The organism is Aliidongia dinghuensis (genome assembly GCF_014643535.1).
GTDB lineage: Bacteria > Pseudomonadota > Alphaproteobacteria > ATCC43930 > CGMCC-115725 > Aliidongia > Aliidongia dinghuensis.
This window is the reverse complement of record NZ_BMJQ01000016.1, coordinates 70,006-85,133: the sequence shown is the minus strand read 5'-3', so window position 1 is coordinate 85,133 and position 15,128 is coordinate 70,006. Positions and strand designations below refer to the sequence as shown.

Sequence of the window (15,128 nt, the reverse complement as noted above, 5' to 3'; positions counted from 1 at the left end):
CGGCCATGGATTTTCCCGCTCCGCTGGTGCGAGGCCAGCTCGTCCGCCGCTACAAGCGCTTTCTCGCCGACGTGCTGCTCGAGAGCGGCGAGCTTGTCGTCGCCCATTGCGCCAATCCCGGCGCCATGCTGGGCGTTGCCCCTGAGGGCGGTGAGGTCTGGCTGTCACCAGCGCCGGGCCCGAAGCGCAAGCTCGCCTGGTCGTGGCAGCTGGTGCGGGTCGGCGACGGGCTCGTCGGCATCAACACGAGCTGGCCGAACCTGCTCGCCGAAGAGGCGATCCGGACCGGGGTCATCCCGGAGCTTGCCGGCTACGGCTCGCTCCGGCGCGAGGTACGCTACGGCCGCAACTCGCGTATCGATCTGTTGTTGGAGGCGGAAGGGCGTCCCACCTGCTATGTTGAGGTCAAGAACGTCCATCTGAGCCGCGGCGACGGGCTTGCGGAATTTCCGGACTGCGTCACCCAGCGTGGGGCGAAGCATCTTCTGGAACTGGCCGACATGGTGGCCGGCGGCGCTCGCGCCGTAATGCTGTTCGTCGTGCAGCGCGACGATTGCGACCGGTTCCGGACGGCCGAAGATTTCGATCCGACCTACCATGCCGGCCTCAAGGTGGCGATCGCGGCCGGGGTCGAGGTGCTGGTCTACAGCTGCCGGGTCACGATCGAAGGCATCCGGATCGCACGGAAATTGGAGTTGCTGGCCTAGACGGCCACGACGCGGCATGATGGGCCCTCGCGTGGGGCGTGATGGGGTCGCCTAGGCCCTTGGAATTGAAGGATGACGATGACGGATCTGGCGCTCAGCGACCGCAGTTATGCCGAGGAAGCGCGCATCAAGCTGCATGCGCCCGAGGATTTCGCCTGGATGCGCAAGGCCGGCAAGCTCTCGGCCGAGGTGCTGGACTATATCACGCCGTTCGTGAAGCCGGGTGTCTCCACGGGCGAACTCGATCGCCTCTGTCACGAATTCATCGTCGATCACAAGGCGATCCCGGCGCCGCTCAATTATCGCGGCTATCCGAAGGCGACCTGCATCTCGATCAACCACGTCGTCTGCCACGGCATTCCGGGCGAGCGCAAGCTCATGGACGGCGACATTGCCAACATCGACATCACGGTCATCCTCGACGGCTGGTATGGCGACACGAGCCGCACGTTCCTGGTCGGCGACAAGGTGCCGCTGAAGGCGCGCCGGCTGGTCGACGTCACCTATGAGGCCATGATGCTGGGCATCGCCGCGGTCAAGCCGGGCGCGCGCCTCGGCGCCATCGGCCATGCCATCCAGAGCTTCGCCGAGGCGCAGCGTTTCTCGGTCGTGCGCGACTTCTGCGGCCATGGCATCGGCCGCGTGTTCCACGCCTCGCCGAGCGTGCTGCACTATGGCCGGCCGAACGAAGGCCCGGTCCTGAAGGAGGGCATGTTCTTCACGATCGAGCCGATGATCAACGCCGGCCGTTACGAGGTGAAGGTGCTGGCCGACGGCTGGACCGCGGTTACCAAGGACAAGTCCTTGTCGGCCCAGTTCGAGCATACGATCGGCGTCACGGCCGAGGGCTGCGAGATCTTCACGCTGTCGCCGGCCGGCTATACCAAGCCGCCCTATTCGGCCTGACGATCCAAACATGGGCGACGCCCAGGCGGGGGGCGAGGGGGACGAGGGCGCGGCGAAGCCCGGCTATCTCGGCCATCGCCAGCGCTTGCGCGCCCGGTTCCTCGAAGCCGGGCCGGCGGCACTGCCCGACTATGAACTCCTCGAACTAATCCTGTTCCAGGCGAAGCCGCGCCAGGACACGAAGCCGTTGGCCAAGGCGCTGCTCGCGCGCTTCGGCAGCTTCGCCGGCGTGATCGGCGCCGACATCCCGGCATTGCTGGCGGTGCCCGAGATGGGTGAGGCTTCGGTCGTGGCCCTGAAGGCGATCCAGGCCGGGGTCGAGCGCGTGCTGCAGCACGAGGTGCGCGCGGCGCCGGTGCTCTCGTCCTGGGACCGGGTCGTCGATTATTGCCGGGCCGCCATGGCACGGGCGCCGATCGAGCAGTTCCGCCTGCTGTTCCTCGACCGCAAGAACGCGCTCATCGCCGACGAGGTGCAGCAGACCGGCACGATCGACCACGCGCCGGTCTATCCGCGCGAGGTGGTGAAGCGCGCGCTCGAGCTCGGTGCCTCGGCCATCATCATGGTGCACAACCATCCCTCGGGCGACCCGACGCCGTCCCGCGCCGACGTCGACATGACCCGCGCGGTCCAGGCCGCCTGCGCCACGCTCGGCATCGACCTGCACGACCACCTGGTGATCGGCCGCTCGGGCCATGCGAGCCTCAAGGGCCTAGGTCTCATGTAGACTGAGGCTAATGTAGAAAAATCTCGCGGGGCCGATGTCGGGGCGGGCGGGGCTGCGGCGTCCTTGGGGCATGAACCGCCCTGGACGAGGAAATACCGTGACCGCCAACCACCAGCCGCAAGGCGGCAGTGCTGTGGGCGGTGCCGCATGAGCACCTCCGCGTCACGACCTGGGCGAACGACATCGGTCGCTACCTCTTTGGCAAGCAGACGATCGCGCATCGCTTCTGCCGGACCTGCCGCATTTATCCATTTGGCGAGGATGCCGTCGAGGGGCCGGGGCGGAAGGTCTATATCAACATCCGCTGCCTCGACGGCGTCGATCCCGCGTCGGTCGCGATGATCGAGTACGACGGGCGGTCGTTCTAGCGGCCGAATTGGCGCGACGAAAGACGCGTGCTCCGGCATAATCTATTTTGGTGGCGCCAAAAATGGGGGCGTGAAATGTCGCGACGGAACGGACGCGTGAGGGCGAGCCTCGTCAAGCTCGCCTGCCTGTTGTCGGGCTTCGCCTGGGCGGCCGGCACTGCGGCGGCGGCGAGCCCGGCCGACGCCGACCACCTGATCGCCGAGGCCAAGCCGATGATCGACAAGGCCAACAAGGATTGGCTGCCGGCGATGGAACGGCAGGACGCCAAGGAACTGGCCGTCCCCTATGCCGCCAACGGCATCTTCCTGACCGCGACGGGCGAAAGCTTCGTCGGCCGGGCCGCCATCGAGCGGCTCTATCAGGACCGCTTCGCCAAGGCGCGCGTCCTGGACGGCGAACTCATCGAGGATGGGCTCACGGCGCAGGGCCCGCTTATCTACGAATGGGGCCACGCGCGGATCGACAGCGAGCAGGCCGGCCAGCGCAGCACGCGCGCCGGTGCCTATCTCACGGTCTGGCGGCGCGAGCCGGACGGCGTCTGGCGCATCATCCGCAACCTTACGTTCTGAGCTTTCGGGCGGACGGCCCGGCCGCGAGCCCGGCGATGTGGTCGATTGCCTCGCCGAGCGGCAGCACCTCCTGGCGGCCGTCGCGATGGCGCAGCGAGACGAGCCGCTCGCGCAGCTCGCGCTTGCCGATGATGGCGATCATCGGGATGCCACGCTCGCGCGCGTCGACGATCTTGCGCGGCAGCGTGTCGCCGCCGTCGTCGAGCGCCACGCGCAGGCCGGCGTCGATGAGCGCCTGCTCCAGCCGGCGGGCATAGGGTGCCGCCTCCTTGTTGATCGAGGCGACCAGCACCTGCTCGGGCGCGAGCCAGGCCGGCAGGTTGCCGTCGTGGTGCTCCAGGAGGATGCCGATGAAGCGCTCGAGGCTGCCCAGCACCGCATGGTGTAGGATGACCGGGCGCACCTCGCCGTTCGCCGCGTCGTGATAGGCGGCGTCGAGCCGGTCGGGCAGCACGAAGTCGAGCTGCACCGTGCCGCATTGCCAGGAGCGGCCGAGCCGATCCTTCAGATGGAACTCGAGCTTCGGGCCGTAGAAGGCGCCCTGGCCGGGCTGGACGACCGGGTCGAGCCCGGCCGCCCGCGCCGCCGTTTCCAACGCCGCCTCGGCCCGGTCCCAGATCGCGTCGGCGCCGACGCGCTCGTCCGGCCGCGTCGAGAAGCGCACCTCGACCTCGTTGAAGCCGAAGTCCCGGTAGAGCGCCGTCTGGATCTCGCAGAAGCGCCGGACCTCGGCCTCGACCTGGTCCTCGCGGCAGAACACATGCGCGTCGTCCTGCACGAAGCCACGCGTCCGGAACAGGCCATGGAGCGCGCCCGACGGCTCGCTGCGATGCACGGCGCCGAACTCGAAATAGCGCATCGGCAGGTCGCGGAACGAGCGGATGCGCTTGTTGAAAATCTGGATGTGGCACGGGCAGCTCATCGGCTTCACCGCGAGCGGCCGGCCCTCCGCCTCGAGCGCGAACATGGCCTCGCCGTACTTCTCCCAATGGCCGCTTTCCTCCCAGAGCGAGCGGGCCAGGATCTGTGGCGTGCGCACCTCGCGATAGCCGGCGCGACGCATTCGCTCGCGGATATGGTCCTCGACGACGCGCCAGAGGGCGACGCCGCGTGGGTGCCAGAACACCATGCCCGGCCCTTCCTGCTGCTGGTGGAAGAGCTCGAGCCGGTTGCCGAGGGCGCGGTGGTCGTGGGCGTGCATGGCATGTCTCCTGGGGCGGTCTTTCGGGGGAAGACGACGCGCGGGGAGGCATTCCTGCCGGTCACGAAAAAGGCCCCGTCGTCGCCGGCGGGGCCTGGTGTTCGCGTGATGCTGCTGTTCGCTAGCGCAGGACGAAGACCGGCGGTCCGCCAAGGCGGGTCGTCGGTTTGGTAGTGCTCTTCGGGGCAGCGAACGAATTCATGGGCTGGAGGCTAGGGGAAGTGCCGGCGGTTGTAAAGCCATGTCACTCGGCCATGTCACTCGGCCACGTCACTCGGCCGCGACTTCCTGCCCTGCGCCGCGGGGCTGATCGGAGGGGAATTCCTCGATCCGGACCTCGGCTTCGCCCTCCTCGGCGATGCCGAGCGTGCGGGCCGCCGCAGCCGACAGGTCAATCACGCGGCCGCGCTCGAACGGTCCGCGATCGTTGATCCGGACGGTTACCGTCCGTCCGGTGTCGAGACGGGTGACGCGCACGACCGTGTCGAAGGCGAGCGTCCTGTGGGCCGCGGTCAGCTCACGCATGTCGAACCGCTCGCCGCTCGCGGTCCGATGCCCCTGGTGATGGCGGCCGTACCAGGACGCGAGGCCGACCTGGCTGAAGACCGGCTTTTCGCCGCCAACCGGCCCAAAGGTGGAACAAGCCGACAGGAAGGCGAGCGCGCTCAGCAGCGGCAGGATATCGCGCGCCCGTGCCATGCCATTCCTTCCTACGTTCATTATGGTTTTTGTTCCGCTGCCTTGACGGTATCTGGCTGCCCGCATGCGGCTAACGCGCGATGGTCACGATCATTCCACGCCACTCGGATCAACCGGTTCGGTCAACCATCCCGAGAAGCCGGACCGCGACCACGGCAGAGCAGAGCACCGTGAGCGCACTCACGAGAAACACCGTGCCGAGGCCGGCCCCGCTCGCGATCAGCCCGAGCGCAGGGCTGGCGAGCCCCAGTGCCAGGTCGAGGAACGCGGTATAGGCGCCCATGGCGAGACCGCGGCTTTCCGGTGGTGCCCGCCGGACCGCCTCGACGCCCAAGCCCGGATAGACCAGCGAATAGCCGAGGCCGGTCAGCACGGCGCCGCCGAGGGCCAGAACCGGCCCGGAGGCCAGCCAGATGAGCGCCTGGCCGGCCGCCTCCAGCAGCACGCTCACCAACGCCACCTTGGCGCCGCCAAGCCGGTCGGGCAGGTGGCCGAAGATGAGGCGCGTCACCATGAAGGCGCCGGCGAACGCCGTGAAGGCGAGCCAGGCGGGACCCCAGCCGCGGTCGGCGAACAGCAGGGAGATGAACGCGGTGATCGCGCCGAAGCCGATGCTGCTGAATGCGAGCCCCAGCCCCGGCACCCAGACGGCGCCCGCGACCTTGAGGAGCTTCGGCCGGTTGCGATGCGAGGGCGCTAGGGGACGAAGCGGCATGATCAGCAGCAAGGTCGCGAGCGGCACCACGGTCGTGGCGAGCGCGATCGCGGCGAAGCCATCGACCGCGTAGAGCGCGGAGCCGATCGGTGCGCCGCCGGCGAAGGCGGCGTACATGGCGGTGCCGACCCAGGCCATGACCTTGCCGGCGTTCCGCGCATCGACGAGCGCCAGCCCCCAACTGAGTGCGCCGGTGACGATGAAGCTCTCCGCCGCGCCGAGCACGGCCCGGCCGACAAGCAGGATCGCGACCGACAGGACGGGCGTGCCGACGAACCGGAGCGACAGGAGGTAGAGCAGGCCCGCCACGGTCGCCATCACGAGGCCGACGATGACGGCGCGCTTGGCGCCCCGGCTGTCGGCGTAGTGGCCGGACCAGATCCGCGAGACGAGTGATGCCGCGAACTGGCTGCCGGCGACGAGGCCGACGACGAACGTGCCGAGGCCCAGTCCCTGGTGCACATGCAGCGGCAGCACGGGCATGGCGAGCCCGATGACGAGGAAGGCGGCCAGGACCGTCACCAGGATCGGCAGCAATGCCGCTACGACGGAGGCGGAAGCCGGCGCCTGGGTGGTGGCGGACACGGTACGGCCGATTCCTTGTTAGGGCGGGGTCAGAGCGGGTCGTAGCCCGGCTTCTTGTAGAGGCTATCCTGCTTGGCCTGGATGTCCGGCTTGTAGACCTTCTCCACCCATTCCTCAGGTGCCACGTCTTCGATGCAGACCGAGACGGCACGCTCCGCGCATTCCACACCGGCCATGATGGCTCTGGTGACTTCCTCAGCGATCCGGGCCTTTTGCTGCTCGGATCGCCCGGCGGCGAGCTTGATGATGACGTGGGGCATTATGGCTGGTCGGCGCGCCGGTATTGCGTGTCGCTCACCGGCTCCAGCCAGTCGACCGGGGAGCCGTTGAACTTCTCCTGGATGGCGATATGGCTCATGGCCGTCGTGGGTGTCGCGCCATGCCAATGCTTCTCGCCCGGCTCGAACCAGACCACGTCGCCCGGCCGGATTTCCTCGATCGGCCCGCCGTCGCGCTGCACCCAGCCGCAGCCGGCGGTCACGATCAGCGTCTGGCCCAGCGGATGCGTGTGCCAAGCCGTGCGTGCACCGGGCTCGAACGTCACGAGCGCGCTCGCAACGCGAGCCGGCTCCGGCGCGCTGAATAGCGGGTCGATGCGCACCGTGCCGGTGAACCAATCCGCCGGTCCCTTGCCGGACGGCTGCGAGCCGCTTCGTTTGATCTCCATGTCATTCCTCCAACTCTGTCCGGGGATTTCATCGACCCGGAATCTAGGGTGTTCGCCAGTAAGCGATAAGGGGATATTATCCGTATGAACTCATAAGGGTTGCTTATGAATGGCTGCGGACAGTTTCTCTGATCTGGGCGCCTTCCTCGCGGTGGCTGAGGAGCGGAGCTTCACCCGGGCGGCGGCGAAGCTCGGCGTGTCCCAGTCGGCGTTGAGCCAGACGGTGCGCGGCCTCGAGGAGCGGCTGGGGATTCGGCTGCTGACCCGCACGACCCGCAGCGTCACGCCGACCGAGGCGGGCGAGCGCTTGTGCCGAACCGTGGGCCCGCACTTCGACGAGATCAAGACGGAACTGGCCGCCTTGAGCGCGTTTCGCGAGAAGCCGGCCGGGACCGTCCGCATCACCGCCACCGAGAATGCGGCCGTTACGGTGCTCTGGCCGGTGCTCGAGCGGTTCCTGCCGAACTACCCGGACGTCAAAGTCGAAATCACCGTCGACTACGGGTTCACCGACATCGTCGCCGAAGGTTATGACGCGGGCGTGCGGCCCGGCGGCAACGTGGCCAAGGGCATGATCGCCGTGCCCATCGCGCCGGACATGCGCATGGCGGTCGTGGGGGCGCCCGGCTATTTCGCACGGCGCCCGCCGCCGGAGGTGCCGCAGGACCTCACGGCCCACGACTGCATCAATCTGCGCCTGCCGACCCACGGCGGCCTCTACGCCTGGGAGTTCGAGAAGGCCGGGCGCGAACTCAGGGTGCGGGTCGAAGGCCAGCTGGTGTTCAACACCGCCTCCCTGATGCTGACGGCGGCACTGGCCGGCTTCGGTCTCACCTACCTGTCCGAGGCACAGGTCGAGCCCTACCTCGCCGACGGTCGGCTCGTCCGGGTGCTTGGCGACTGGTGCGAGCCCTTCGCCGGCTATCACCTCTACTATCCGAGCCGGCGCCAGTCGCCGCCGGCATTCACGGCATTGGTCGACGCGCTGCGCTATCGCGGGTAAGGCTTGATGGTGATCGGCTATTTCCCGCACGGGTTTGCGTCTGGTGCCGCGACCGGCTCGATGACGCGATCGGCCAGCAGTTGCGCCGCGGTCGCGTCGGTCTCGATCTGGGTGGCGCCGCCGGGCTGGTCGAACCAGGGGGCCGCGGCGCCGGTCCAGGCGATGAGCGGCTGGTCGAGCTTGTAGACGCGATAGACGAGCGACGCGCAGACATAGGGCAGGGCGCGCGCGGCGAAGCTCGCCCCCTTCGGGCTGAAGAAGCGGCCGTAGTCGCTGCCGAACCGGTCGATCAGCAGACCGGGCGGCAGCACCATCAGCACCGGCGTCGCCGCAAACCCGTCGTGGGCCGGCCAGCGGATGTTGCCGGACGGATCGCGCCATTGCTGGGCAAGATCCGGCCGGAGCGTCGAGGCTTGCGACGCCGCCGGCGTCGAGGGGGGCGGCGACTGCGCCGCCGGTGCCGCGGCACAGCCGGCAAGCGTCAGGAGGACCAGCGAAAGTCGGGCGAGATGCCGCATGCTCCGGCTCCAGTCGGTTTTTGCTCCGTCGACTATAGGACGCCCGACCTTCACCGACAATTGAGGGTTGTGCCGATTTCCCTTAGAACGCCGCGGCATGGCCGTCGCGCCGGCTATCGCTCGCCGCGACATAGCCGTGGTCGGGATCGTCGCTGAGGCGCCAGATGAACTGGCCCGAGCCGAAATCCATGTAGGGATCGTCGATCGACTTCAGGCGATGGCCGCGCGCCTCGAGCCCTGCGACCGTGTCGCGCCGCATCGTCGCCTCGATGTCGAGCGTGAAGTCGCGGTTGACCTTCCAGCGCGGCGCATCGCACGCTGCCTGCGGCTGCTGCTGGTAATCGAGCATGCGGGCCACCGTCTGCAGATGGCCCTGCGGCTGCATGTCGCCGCCCATGACGCCGAAGCTCATGACTGGGGCGCCGTCTCTGGTCAGGAACGCCGGGATGATGGTGTGGAACGGCCGCTTGCCGCCGGCGACCACGTTGGGCGACTTCGGATCCATCGAGAAGCCGACGCCGCGGTTCTGCAGGCTGATGCCATAGCCCGGCACGACCACGCCGGAGCCGAAGCCCATGTAGTTCGACTGGATGAACGAGATCATCATGCCGCTCTCGTCGGCGGCCGTCAGATAGATCGTGCCGCCCGACTTCGGCATGCCGAAGCCCGGATCCTTGGCCCGGCCCATGTCGATGAGCTTTGCGCGCTCGGCGAGATAGCCATCGTCGAGCATCTCGGCCGGCGTCACCTCCATCGACCGCGGGTCGGCGACATAGCGATAGATATCGGCGAAGGCGAGCTTCATCGCCTCGATCTGCAGATGCTGGGAGTCGACGCCGTCGACCGGCAGGCTCGCGAGATCGAACTTGTCGAGGATGCCGAGCGCGATGAGGGCCGCGATGCCCTGGCCGTTCGGCGGGATCTCGTGCACGTCGTAGCCGCGGTAGCGCTTGGAGATCGGCTTGACCCAGTCAGGCTTGTACTGGCGCAGGTCGTCGAGCGTCATGGCGCCGCCGCAGGCCCGGCTGTAGGCGGCGATCGCTTCGGCGATCTCGCCCTCGTAATAGCTGCGCGGGCCTTCCTTGGCGAGGAGCCGCAGCGTCTTGGCCGCGGCCTTGAACACGAACTTCTCGCCGACCTTGGGCGCGCGGCCATGCGGCATGAAGGCTTCCGCATAGCTCGGCTGGTCTTCGAGCTGCGGGATCGCGAGCGCCCATTTATGGGCGACGATCGGCGCCACCGAATGGCCGCGCTCGGCCACTTCGATCGCGGGCTCCAGAAGGTCGGCGAACGGCAGCTTGCCGAAGCGCCGGTGCAGCACCTCCCAGCCGGCGATGGCGCCAGGCACGGTCACTGCGTCCCAGCCGCGGATCGGCCGCTGGGCCAGACCATTGCCGTCCGTGCCGTACTTCGCGGCGAAATACGCCGGGCTCCAGGCCGCCGGCGCCACACCCGAGGAATTGAGGCCGACCAGTTCCTTGCCGTCCCACAGGATGGCGAAACAGTCGCTGCCGAGCCCGTTCGACACCGGCTCGACGATCATGAGCGTGGCCGCGGCGGCGATTGCCGCGTCGACCGCATTGCCGCCCTTCCACAGCATGCGCAGGCCGGCTTGCGCCGCGAGCGGCTGCGAAGTCGCAACCACGTTGCGCGCCAGGACCGGCATGCGCAGGGTCGGGTAGGGATTGTGCCAATTGAACGGTGCGGAATCCGGCGACATCGAGCGGCTCTCCAGACAAGGAACCGGGCGATTATCGGCCGCGGGCTCGCAAAAACAATTTAAAAGACTTTTGCGTTTTCTCAAGAATATCTTGAGTGTCATGTCCAGCCTTCGCCTGCTCCGCAGTTTCCTGATGGTCGCCGACAGCGGGTCGCTGGCGTCGGCGGCCGACCGCCTGGGCCTGACGCAGGCCGCCGTCAGCCTGCAGATGCGGGCGCTCGAGCAGGAGTTCGGCGGTGCGCTGTTCGATCGCAGCGGGCGCGGCCTGGCACTGAACGGCCGCGGCCGGCAGCTGCGGCCGGAGGCGGAACGGCTACTCGGCCTCTATGACGAGATCCGCGCGGGTTTCGTCGGCGAGGTCGGGCTGACGGGCGAGGTCGCGGTCGGCGCCGTAGTCTCGGCCATGGGTGGCCTCGCGCGCGTGGTGACCGTCCTGAAGCGCTCCCATCCGCGGCTCGACGTCCGGCTCGTTACCGGCAAGTCCGGCGAGCTTGCCGACCAGGTGATCGACGGCCGGCTCGATGCGGCAATCGTGGTCGAGCTCGGCGGTCGGGCGGCGGCGCGCCTCGACTGGACGCCGCTCCATGTCGAGCCGCTGGTCGTTCTGGCGGGGCGCGCCGCCGGTGGCCGCCAGGCGGAGGCACTGCTGGCCGAGGCGCCGTTCCTGCGCTTCGACCGTTCGACCCCGACCGGGGAATTGATCGATCGGGCGCTGGCCGCGCGCGGCATCGCGGTCAAGGAATTCCTCGACCTGAACTCGATCGAGACGATCGTCGAACTGGTGCGCCAGGATGTCGGCGTGACGCTCGTGCCGCTCCTCAAGGGGGCTGACTGGCAGCGCGATCTGCGGCTCCGGGTCGTCCCGTTCGACGGCGAGGAGTTCGTCCGGCACGTCGGTGTGATCGAGCGCCATGGCCGCCCGCGCGCGGATCTGACGCGGGCGATCGCCGAGCATCTGGGCTGAGGGCGCCCCCGGTACGCGTCCGGTCGTCAGTCCCGGTACGCGTCGCGGATGGCGACGACGTCGTCGAGGGCGGCGAACATGAGGTCGACCAGGTGCGGGTCGAAATGCTTCCCCTGTTCCCCGCGGAAGAGCGTCAGCACCTTGTCCATCGGCCAGGCCGCCTTGTAGCAGCGCTCGCTTGCGAGCGCGTCGAACACGTCGGCGACGGCGGTGATGCGGCCGTGCAAGCTGATCTCGTGCCCGCGCTTGTTGAACGGATAGCCGCTGCCGTCCCATTTCTCGTGATGCTCGAGCGCGATGATCGCCGCGGTCTGCAGGATCTCGTGGTCGGAGCCTTTGAGGATGTCGTAGCCGAGGTAGGCGTGAGTCTTCATGATCTCCCACTCCTCGGCCGTGAGCTTGCCAGGCTTGTTCAGGATCGCGTCCGGGATGCCGACCTTGCCGATGTCGTGCATCGGCGAGGCGTATTCGAAGATCAGCGCCTCGCGCTCGGTCATGCCGGCGGCGCGTGCCAGGAGGCGCGAGATCTTGGCGACGCGGCGGACATGGTTCGCCGTCTCCTTGGAGCGCGTCTCGACCACGCCGCCCAGGCGGTAGATGATCTCGCGCTGGGCGTCCTCGATCGCCTCCTTGAGCTGGATGTTCTCGAACGAGACGCCGACGTTGCGCGCGAAGATGTCGAGCTGATGGCCGTCGAGCTCGGTGCGGGGCTGATAGCCGCGCAGGTACAGGATCTTGTCGTGGCCGGCGCGGGCCTTGAACACGCCGACGTATTCATTGCCGAAATGGGCGTTGTAGGCTGCCTTGTGGCAGGCGTTGATGCGCTCCGCCGTCTCGGGCGAGAGCGCCTCCGCGAGCGGTTGGCCGCGCAGATGTTCGAAATGCCGCGTGCCGGCGAGCACGGTGAGGCCGCCGACCGGTCCGGTCGCGGTCAAGGCTTCGATGCCGCCCGAAGGCTCGTGGCCGTGGACCGAGAGCAGGGCGCCCAGCTCGTCCAGCACCGCGGCGGTGAACTCGTCGAGCGACTGCAGCCGGAAGATCCGCCGCGAGGCGTCGATGATGCGCTCCAGCCCCTGCTTGTTGCGCTCGATCGTCATGATGTCGCGATAGCCGCGCAGGCAGGCGTACATCAGCGTCGTGAGCTTGCCGGCGGTGAGCTCGGTCTTTTCCTTGTAGTCGTTGATGTCGTAGCGCGCGATGACGTCCGTCTCGGGTGCGGCACCGGGCTGGCCGGTGCGCAGCACGATGCGCATCGTCGAATTGCCGAGCTCCTCGCGGATGCGGCGCACGAGCTCGAGGCCGGCGTGCTCGGACTCCATGACCACGTCCAGGAGCAGCACGGCGGTATCCGGATGGGCCTTGGCGGCATCGAACGCGTCCGCCGCCGAATGCGCATGAATGAAGCTCAAGGGCCGTCCGTCGAAGTGAAAATCGACAAGGGCGAGCTGCGTCACGTCGTGCACATTGGGCTCGTCGTCGGCAACGATCACCTTCCAGGCCGACGCGTCCACATCGCCAGCGAAGTTAACGTCCTCGTCGATAAAGGCGAGTTCGTCGTCGCTCATACCTCACCCCGTTCCGCGATCCTGATCGGGATCGTAATCATGAATTCGGTGCCGACGTCCGGCGCGCTCGTGCACAGGATCGTCCCGCCCAAGGTTTTCGTCACGAGGTTATAAACGATACTGAGCCCCAGTCCGCTACCGCCTTGGCCGCGCTTGGTCGTGAAGAACGGCTCGAAGATGCGCCGGCGCACCTCGGGGCTCATGCCGATACCGTTGTCGCGATAGACCACGACCGCGGCATCCTTCGACCTGTTGACCGAGATCGAGAGATGGCCGTGCTGCCCCGGCTCGAAGCCGTGCAGGATCGAGTTCATCACGAGGTTGCTGATGATCTGCCAGATCGCCGATGGCGTCGTCTCGAGCTCGACCCGGTTCGGCGCCTCGACGCTGACGCCGTGCCCCGCCTTGCGCAGTTCCGGCCTGAGGCTCGTCATCACGTCGTGGATATATTGGCCGAGCTCGACCACGCGGATCGCCTCGCTCGACTGGTCGACCGCGACCTGCTTGAACGAGCGCACGAGCTCCGCCGCCCGGCCGAGGTTGGCCTCGAGGATGTCGGCGGAGCGGGCCGCCACCTCGACATAGCCCAGGAGGTCGGATTTCTTGAGCTCGCCGGCCTCGACCTTGCGCTGCAGGCGGACGGTCGCGACCTTGAGCGCGCTCGCCGCCGTGACGCCGACGCCGATCGGCGTGTTGACCTCATGCGCGACGCCGGCGACCACCGTGCCGAGCGAGGCGAACTTCTCGCGCTCGACCAGCTCGGCCTGGGTCGACTGCAGCACTTCGAGCGTGCGGTTGAGCTCGACGTTGGCGTCGGTGAGTTCGGCCGTGCGCGTCGCGATGATCTCTTCCAGATGGTCCTTGTACTGCGACAGCTCGTGCTGGGCGATGCGCTTGTCGCGCGCCTCGATCGCGGCCGAGGCGACGGCGGCGACGGCACCGACGAAGCCGATCTCGTCGGCCGTCCACTCGCGCTTGTCGCCCTGGTGCTGGACCGACAGGATGCCGCCGAGCTTGCCGTCGATCTGCAGCGCTACATCGATCGACGAGCGGTAGGGCGGGGCCATGTCGTGGCCGATCAGCAGCTCGCGGCTGCGTGGGTCGGTCCAGATGTCGCCAATGGCGACGACCTTGTCGCGGTAGAGGATCGACAGATATTCCGGGATCTCGGCGAGCGCCCAGCTGCGGCCGGTCGTATGGCGCAGGCCATCGGGCTCGAAACAGTCGAGGCAATGCATGGCGCCGCTCGCCTCGTCAACCCGCCACGCGCCGGCGCGCGAGACGTCGAGACCGATCACGAGCGTCTCGGTCACGGTCTGGAACACGTCGATGACCTGCACGCCCCGGAGCGTGTCGTCGCGCAGGAGGTCGGCCAGATGCAGGTTTTCGCGCCGGATACGCTCCTCGTCGCGCTTGGACGTGGCATAGGCGGCCGAGAGGTTGGTGCGCATGGTGTTGATGGAGCGGACGAGCTGGTCCAGCACGTCGTCGCGCCGGCGCCGCCTGCGCTCGAGCTGCAGGTCGGGCGTATGGTCGTCGGCGATGTCGAGCCGCTGGGCATATTCGGCCATGCGGTGCAGGTGCCGGGTCACGGTCAGCTGGAACAGCACGAGCGCGAAGCCGGCGATCGCTGCCGTCTTGATCGCGTTCTCGAGCAGCGCCGAGAGCGCCTTGTCGACGAGCCGCCGATAGACGTTGTCGAGGCTCGCCGTCACCTCGAGCACGCCGATCTCGACCGCCTTGTCGCGGTTCTGCTGGACGAGCGGCACGCGATCCGACAGCGGATAGCGGGCGCGGGTCGAGCCGGACGACCATTTGACCTTGCCGTTGACCTCGACCGCCAGCCGCTCGATGTCGGGCAGGCGGGCCAGTCCGTCGAGCTGCGTGCGGATCAGCGCGTCATCGAGGATCCACACGCTGTTGGTCAGGATCGGCAATTGCGAGGTGCGGATTTCGGCGAATCGCTCGCGGATGCCTCGGAGGTCCTGGTTATATTCGATGAACAGCTGCGTCGCGGTCGTGAGGAACGTGACCAGCATCGAGAACAGGATGATGGCGAAGGTCAACCGGCTCGCGATGCCGCCGCCCGCCAGCACGGCGGCGCGCGTGCGCACGGCCTGGCCGGACAGCCAGCTCCCGCCGAGCCAGCCGGTCGAGGCGCCCTCGCTGATCATGGCGCGCAAGCGTCTGCGCGCGCAGGGCCAGCCGAGCGC

The 15,128-nt window shown here is 68.0% G+C and carries 16 protein-coding genes; 7 read left to right on the top strand and 9 right to left on the bottom strand.

The features are described from left to right. Positions 1 to 5 precede the first annotated feature (5 nt). From sfsA to IEY58_RS26180, 5 genes are all read left to right on the top strand, one after another. On the top strand, positions 6 to 707 hold the full coding sequence (gene sfsA / locus IEY58_RS26200) for a DNA/RNA nuclease SfsA (protein ID WP_189051118.1): 702 nt from the start codon (positions 6 to 8) through the stop codon (positions 705 to 707). A gap of 72 nt (positions 708 to 779) precedes the next feature. Then, positions 780 to 1,613: a type I methionyl aminopeptidase gene (gene map, locus IEY58_RS26195; protein ID WP_407648455.1), complete on the top strand. Its 834-nt coding sequence runs from the start codon at positions 780 to 782 to the stop codon at positions 1,611 to 1,613. 10 nt (positions 1,614 to 1,623) lie between these two features. Further along, positions 1,624 to 2,340 carry a RadC family protein gene (gene radC, locus IEY58_RS26190; protein WP_189051117.1) on the top strand — a complete coding sequence of 239 codons (717 nt, stop codon included), beginning with the start codon at positions 1,624 to 1,626 and terminating at the stop codon, positions 2,338 to 2,340. A 140-nt stretch (positions 2,341 to 2,480) separates the two neighbouring features. Further along, on the top strand, positions 2,481 to 2,708 hold the full coding sequence (locus tag IEY58_RS26185) for a GFA family protein (protein WP_229743963.1): 228 nt from the start codon (positions 2,481 to 2,483) through the stop codon (positions 2,706 to 2,708). A gap of 96 nt (positions 2,709 to 2,804) precedes the next feature. Continuing rightward, positions 2,805 to 3,278 (top strand): YybH family protein, encoded by a 474-nt coding sequence (locus IEY58_RS26180; RefSeq protein ID WP_189051115.1) that lies wholly within the window; start codon positions 2,805 to 2,807, stop codon positions 3,276 to 3,278. Here IEY58_RS26180 and thrS read toward each other — a convergent pair. The 5 genes from thrS to IEY58_RS26155 all read right to left on the bottom strand — a co-directional run bounded on the left by thrS (position 3,268) and on the right by IEY58_RS26155 (position 7,145). Then, positions 3,268 to 4,479 (bottom strand): threonine--tRNA ligase, encoded by a 1,212-nt coding sequence (gene thrS, locus IEY58_RS26175; RefSeq protein WP_189051114.1) that lies wholly within the window; start codon positions 4,477 to 4,479, stop codon positions 3,268 to 3,270. The genes IEY58_RS26180 and thrS overlap by 11 nt on opposite strands. A 270-nt stretch (positions 4,480 to 4,749) precedes the next feature. Further along, positions 4,750 to 5,178, bottom strand: a complete 429-nt coding sequence (locus tag IEY58_RS26170; RefSeq protein ID WP_189051113.1) for a septal ring lytic transglycosylase RlpA family protein — start codon at positions 5,176 to 5,178, stop codon at positions 4,750 to 4,752. A gap of 109 nt (positions 5,179 to 5,287) precedes the next feature. Beyond that, positions 5,288 to 6,478, bottom strand: a complete 1,191-nt coding sequence (locus IEY58_RS26165) for an arabinose transporter (protein ID WP_189051112.1) — start codon at positions 6,476 to 6,478, stop codon at positions 5,288 to 5,290. Positions 6,479 to 6,507: 29 nt separating this feature from the next. Further along, on the bottom strand, positions 6,508 to 6,738 hold the full coding sequence (locus IEY58_RS26160) for a tautomerase family protein (protein ID WP_189051111.1): 231 nt from the start codon (positions 6,736 to 6,738) through the stop codon (positions 6,508 to 6,510). Continuing rightward, entirely contained in the window at positions 6,738 to 7,145 is a 408-nt protein-coding gene (locus IEY58_RS26155) for a (R)-mandelonitrile lyase (RefSeq protein ID WP_189051110.1), read from the bottom strand. The genes IEY58_RS26160 and IEY58_RS26155 overlap by 1 nt, the downstream gene beginning before the upstream one ends. A gap of 109 nt (positions 7,146 to 7,254) precedes the next feature. Between IEY58_RS26155 and IEY58_RS26150 the strand changes: the two genes are divergently transcribed. Continuing rightward, positions 7,255 to 8,148: a LysR family transcriptional regulator gene (locus tag IEY58_RS26150; protein WP_189051109.1), complete on the top strand. Its 894-nt coding sequence runs from the start codon at positions 7,255 to 7,257 to the stop codon at positions 8,146 to 8,148. Between the two features lie 17 nt (positions 8,149 to 8,165). Here IEY58_RS26150 and IEY58_RS26145 read toward each other — a convergent pair whose 3' ends face one another. Beyond that, the gene (locus IEY58_RS26145; RefSeq protein ID WP_189051108.1) at positions 8,166 to 8,666 is read right to left on the bottom strand and encodes a TNT domain-containing protein; all 501 of its coding nucleotides are present in this window, start codon (positions 8,664 to 8,666) and stop codon (positions 8,166 to 8,168) included. A gap of 82 nt (positions 8,667 to 8,748) precedes the next feature. Further along, positions 8,749 to 10,386, bottom strand: a complete 1,638-nt coding sequence (locus tag IEY58_RS26140) for a gamma-glutamyltransferase family protein (RefSeq protein WP_229743962.1) — start codon at positions 10,384 to 10,386, stop codon at positions 8,749 to 8,751. 100 nt (positions 10,387 to 10,486) lie between these two features. Between IEY58_RS26140 and IEY58_RS26135 the strand changes: the two genes are divergently transcribed. Then, the gene (locus tag IEY58_RS26135) at positions 10,487 to 11,350 is read left to right on the top strand and encodes a LysR family transcriptional regulator (protein WP_189051107.1); all 864 of its coding nucleotides are present in this window, start codon (positions 10,487 to 10,489) and stop codon (positions 11,348 to 11,350) included. A 26-nt stretch (positions 11,351 to 11,376) separates the two neighbouring features. Here the strand turns inward: IEY58_RS26135 and IEY58_RS26130 are convergent, their stop codons facing one another. Both IEY58_RS26130 and IEY58_RS26125 read right to left on the bottom strand, forming a co-directional pair. Then, complete coding sequence (locus tag IEY58_RS26130; protein ID WP_189051106.1) at positions 11,377 to 12,915, bottom strand: DUF3369 domain-containing protein; 1,539 nt, start codon at positions 12,913 to 12,915, stop codon at positions 11,377 to 11,379. After that, positions 12,912 to 15,089, bottom strand: coding sequence for a sensor histidine kinase (locus IEY58_RS26125; protein WP_189051105.1), 2,178 nt, complete (start codon positions 15,087 to 15,089; stop codon positions 12,912 to 12,914). Before IEY58_RS26125 ends, IEY58_RS26130 begins: the two co-directional genes overlap by 4 nt. Positions 15,090 to 15,128: the final 39 nt, after the last annotated feature.

Excerpts from the sequence above, each read along its gene's own strand:
- IEY58_RS26130 (WP_189051106.1), bottom strand. The coding sequence starts at position 12,915 with ATGAGCGACGACGAACTCGCCTTTATCGACGAGGACGTTAACTTCGCT.
- IEY58_RS26150 (WP_189051109.1), top strand. The coding sequence starts at position 7,255 with ATGGCTGCGGACAGTTTCTCTGATCTGGGCGCCTTCCTCGCGGTGGCT.
- IEY58_RS26170 (WP_189051113.1), bottom strand. The coding sequence starts at position 5,178 with ATGGCACGGGCGCGCGATATCCTGCCGCTGCTGAGCGCGCTCGCCTTC.
- radC (WP_189051117.1), top strand. The coding sequence starts at position 1,624 with ATGGGCGACGCCCAGGCGGGGGGCGAGGGGGACGAGGGCGCGGCGAAG.
- map (WP_407648455.1), top strand. The coding sequence starts at position 780 with ATGACGATGACGGATCTGGCGCTCAGCGACCGCAGTTATGCCGAGGAA.
- IEY58_RS26125 (WP_189051105.1), bottom strand. The coding sequence starts at position 15,089 with ATGATCAGCGAGGGCGCCTCGACCGGCTGGCTCGGCGGGAGCTGGCTG.
- IEY58_RS26145 (WP_189051108.1), bottom strand. The coding sequence starts at position 8,666 with ATGCGGCATCTCGCCCGACTTTCGCTGGTCCTCCTGACGCTTGCCGGC.
- IEY58_RS26160 (WP_189051111.1), bottom strand. The coding sequence starts at position 6,738 with ATGCCCCACGTCATCATCAAGCTCGCCGCCGGGCGATCCGAGCAGCAA.
- IEY58_RS26135 (WP_189051107.1), top strand. The coding sequence starts at position 10,487 with ATGTCCAGCCTTCGCCTGCTCCGCAGTTTCCTGATGGTCGCCGACAGC.
- IEY58_RS26155 (WP_189051110.1), bottom strand. The coding sequence starts at position 7,145 with ATGGAGATCAAACGAAGCGGCTCGCAGCCGTCCGGCAAGGGACCGGCG.
- IEY58_RS26140 (WP_229743962.1), bottom strand. The coding sequence starts at position 10,386 with ATGTCGCCGGATTCCGCACCGTTCAATTGGCACAATCCCTACCCGACC.
- thrS (WP_189051114.1), bottom strand. The coding sequence starts at position 4,479 with ATGCACGCCCACGACCACCGCGCCCTCGGCAACCGGCTCGAGCTCTTC.
- sfsA (WP_189051118.1), top strand. The coding sequence starts at position 6 with ATGGATTTTCCCGCTCCGCTGGTGCGAGGCCAGCTCGTCCGCCGCTAC.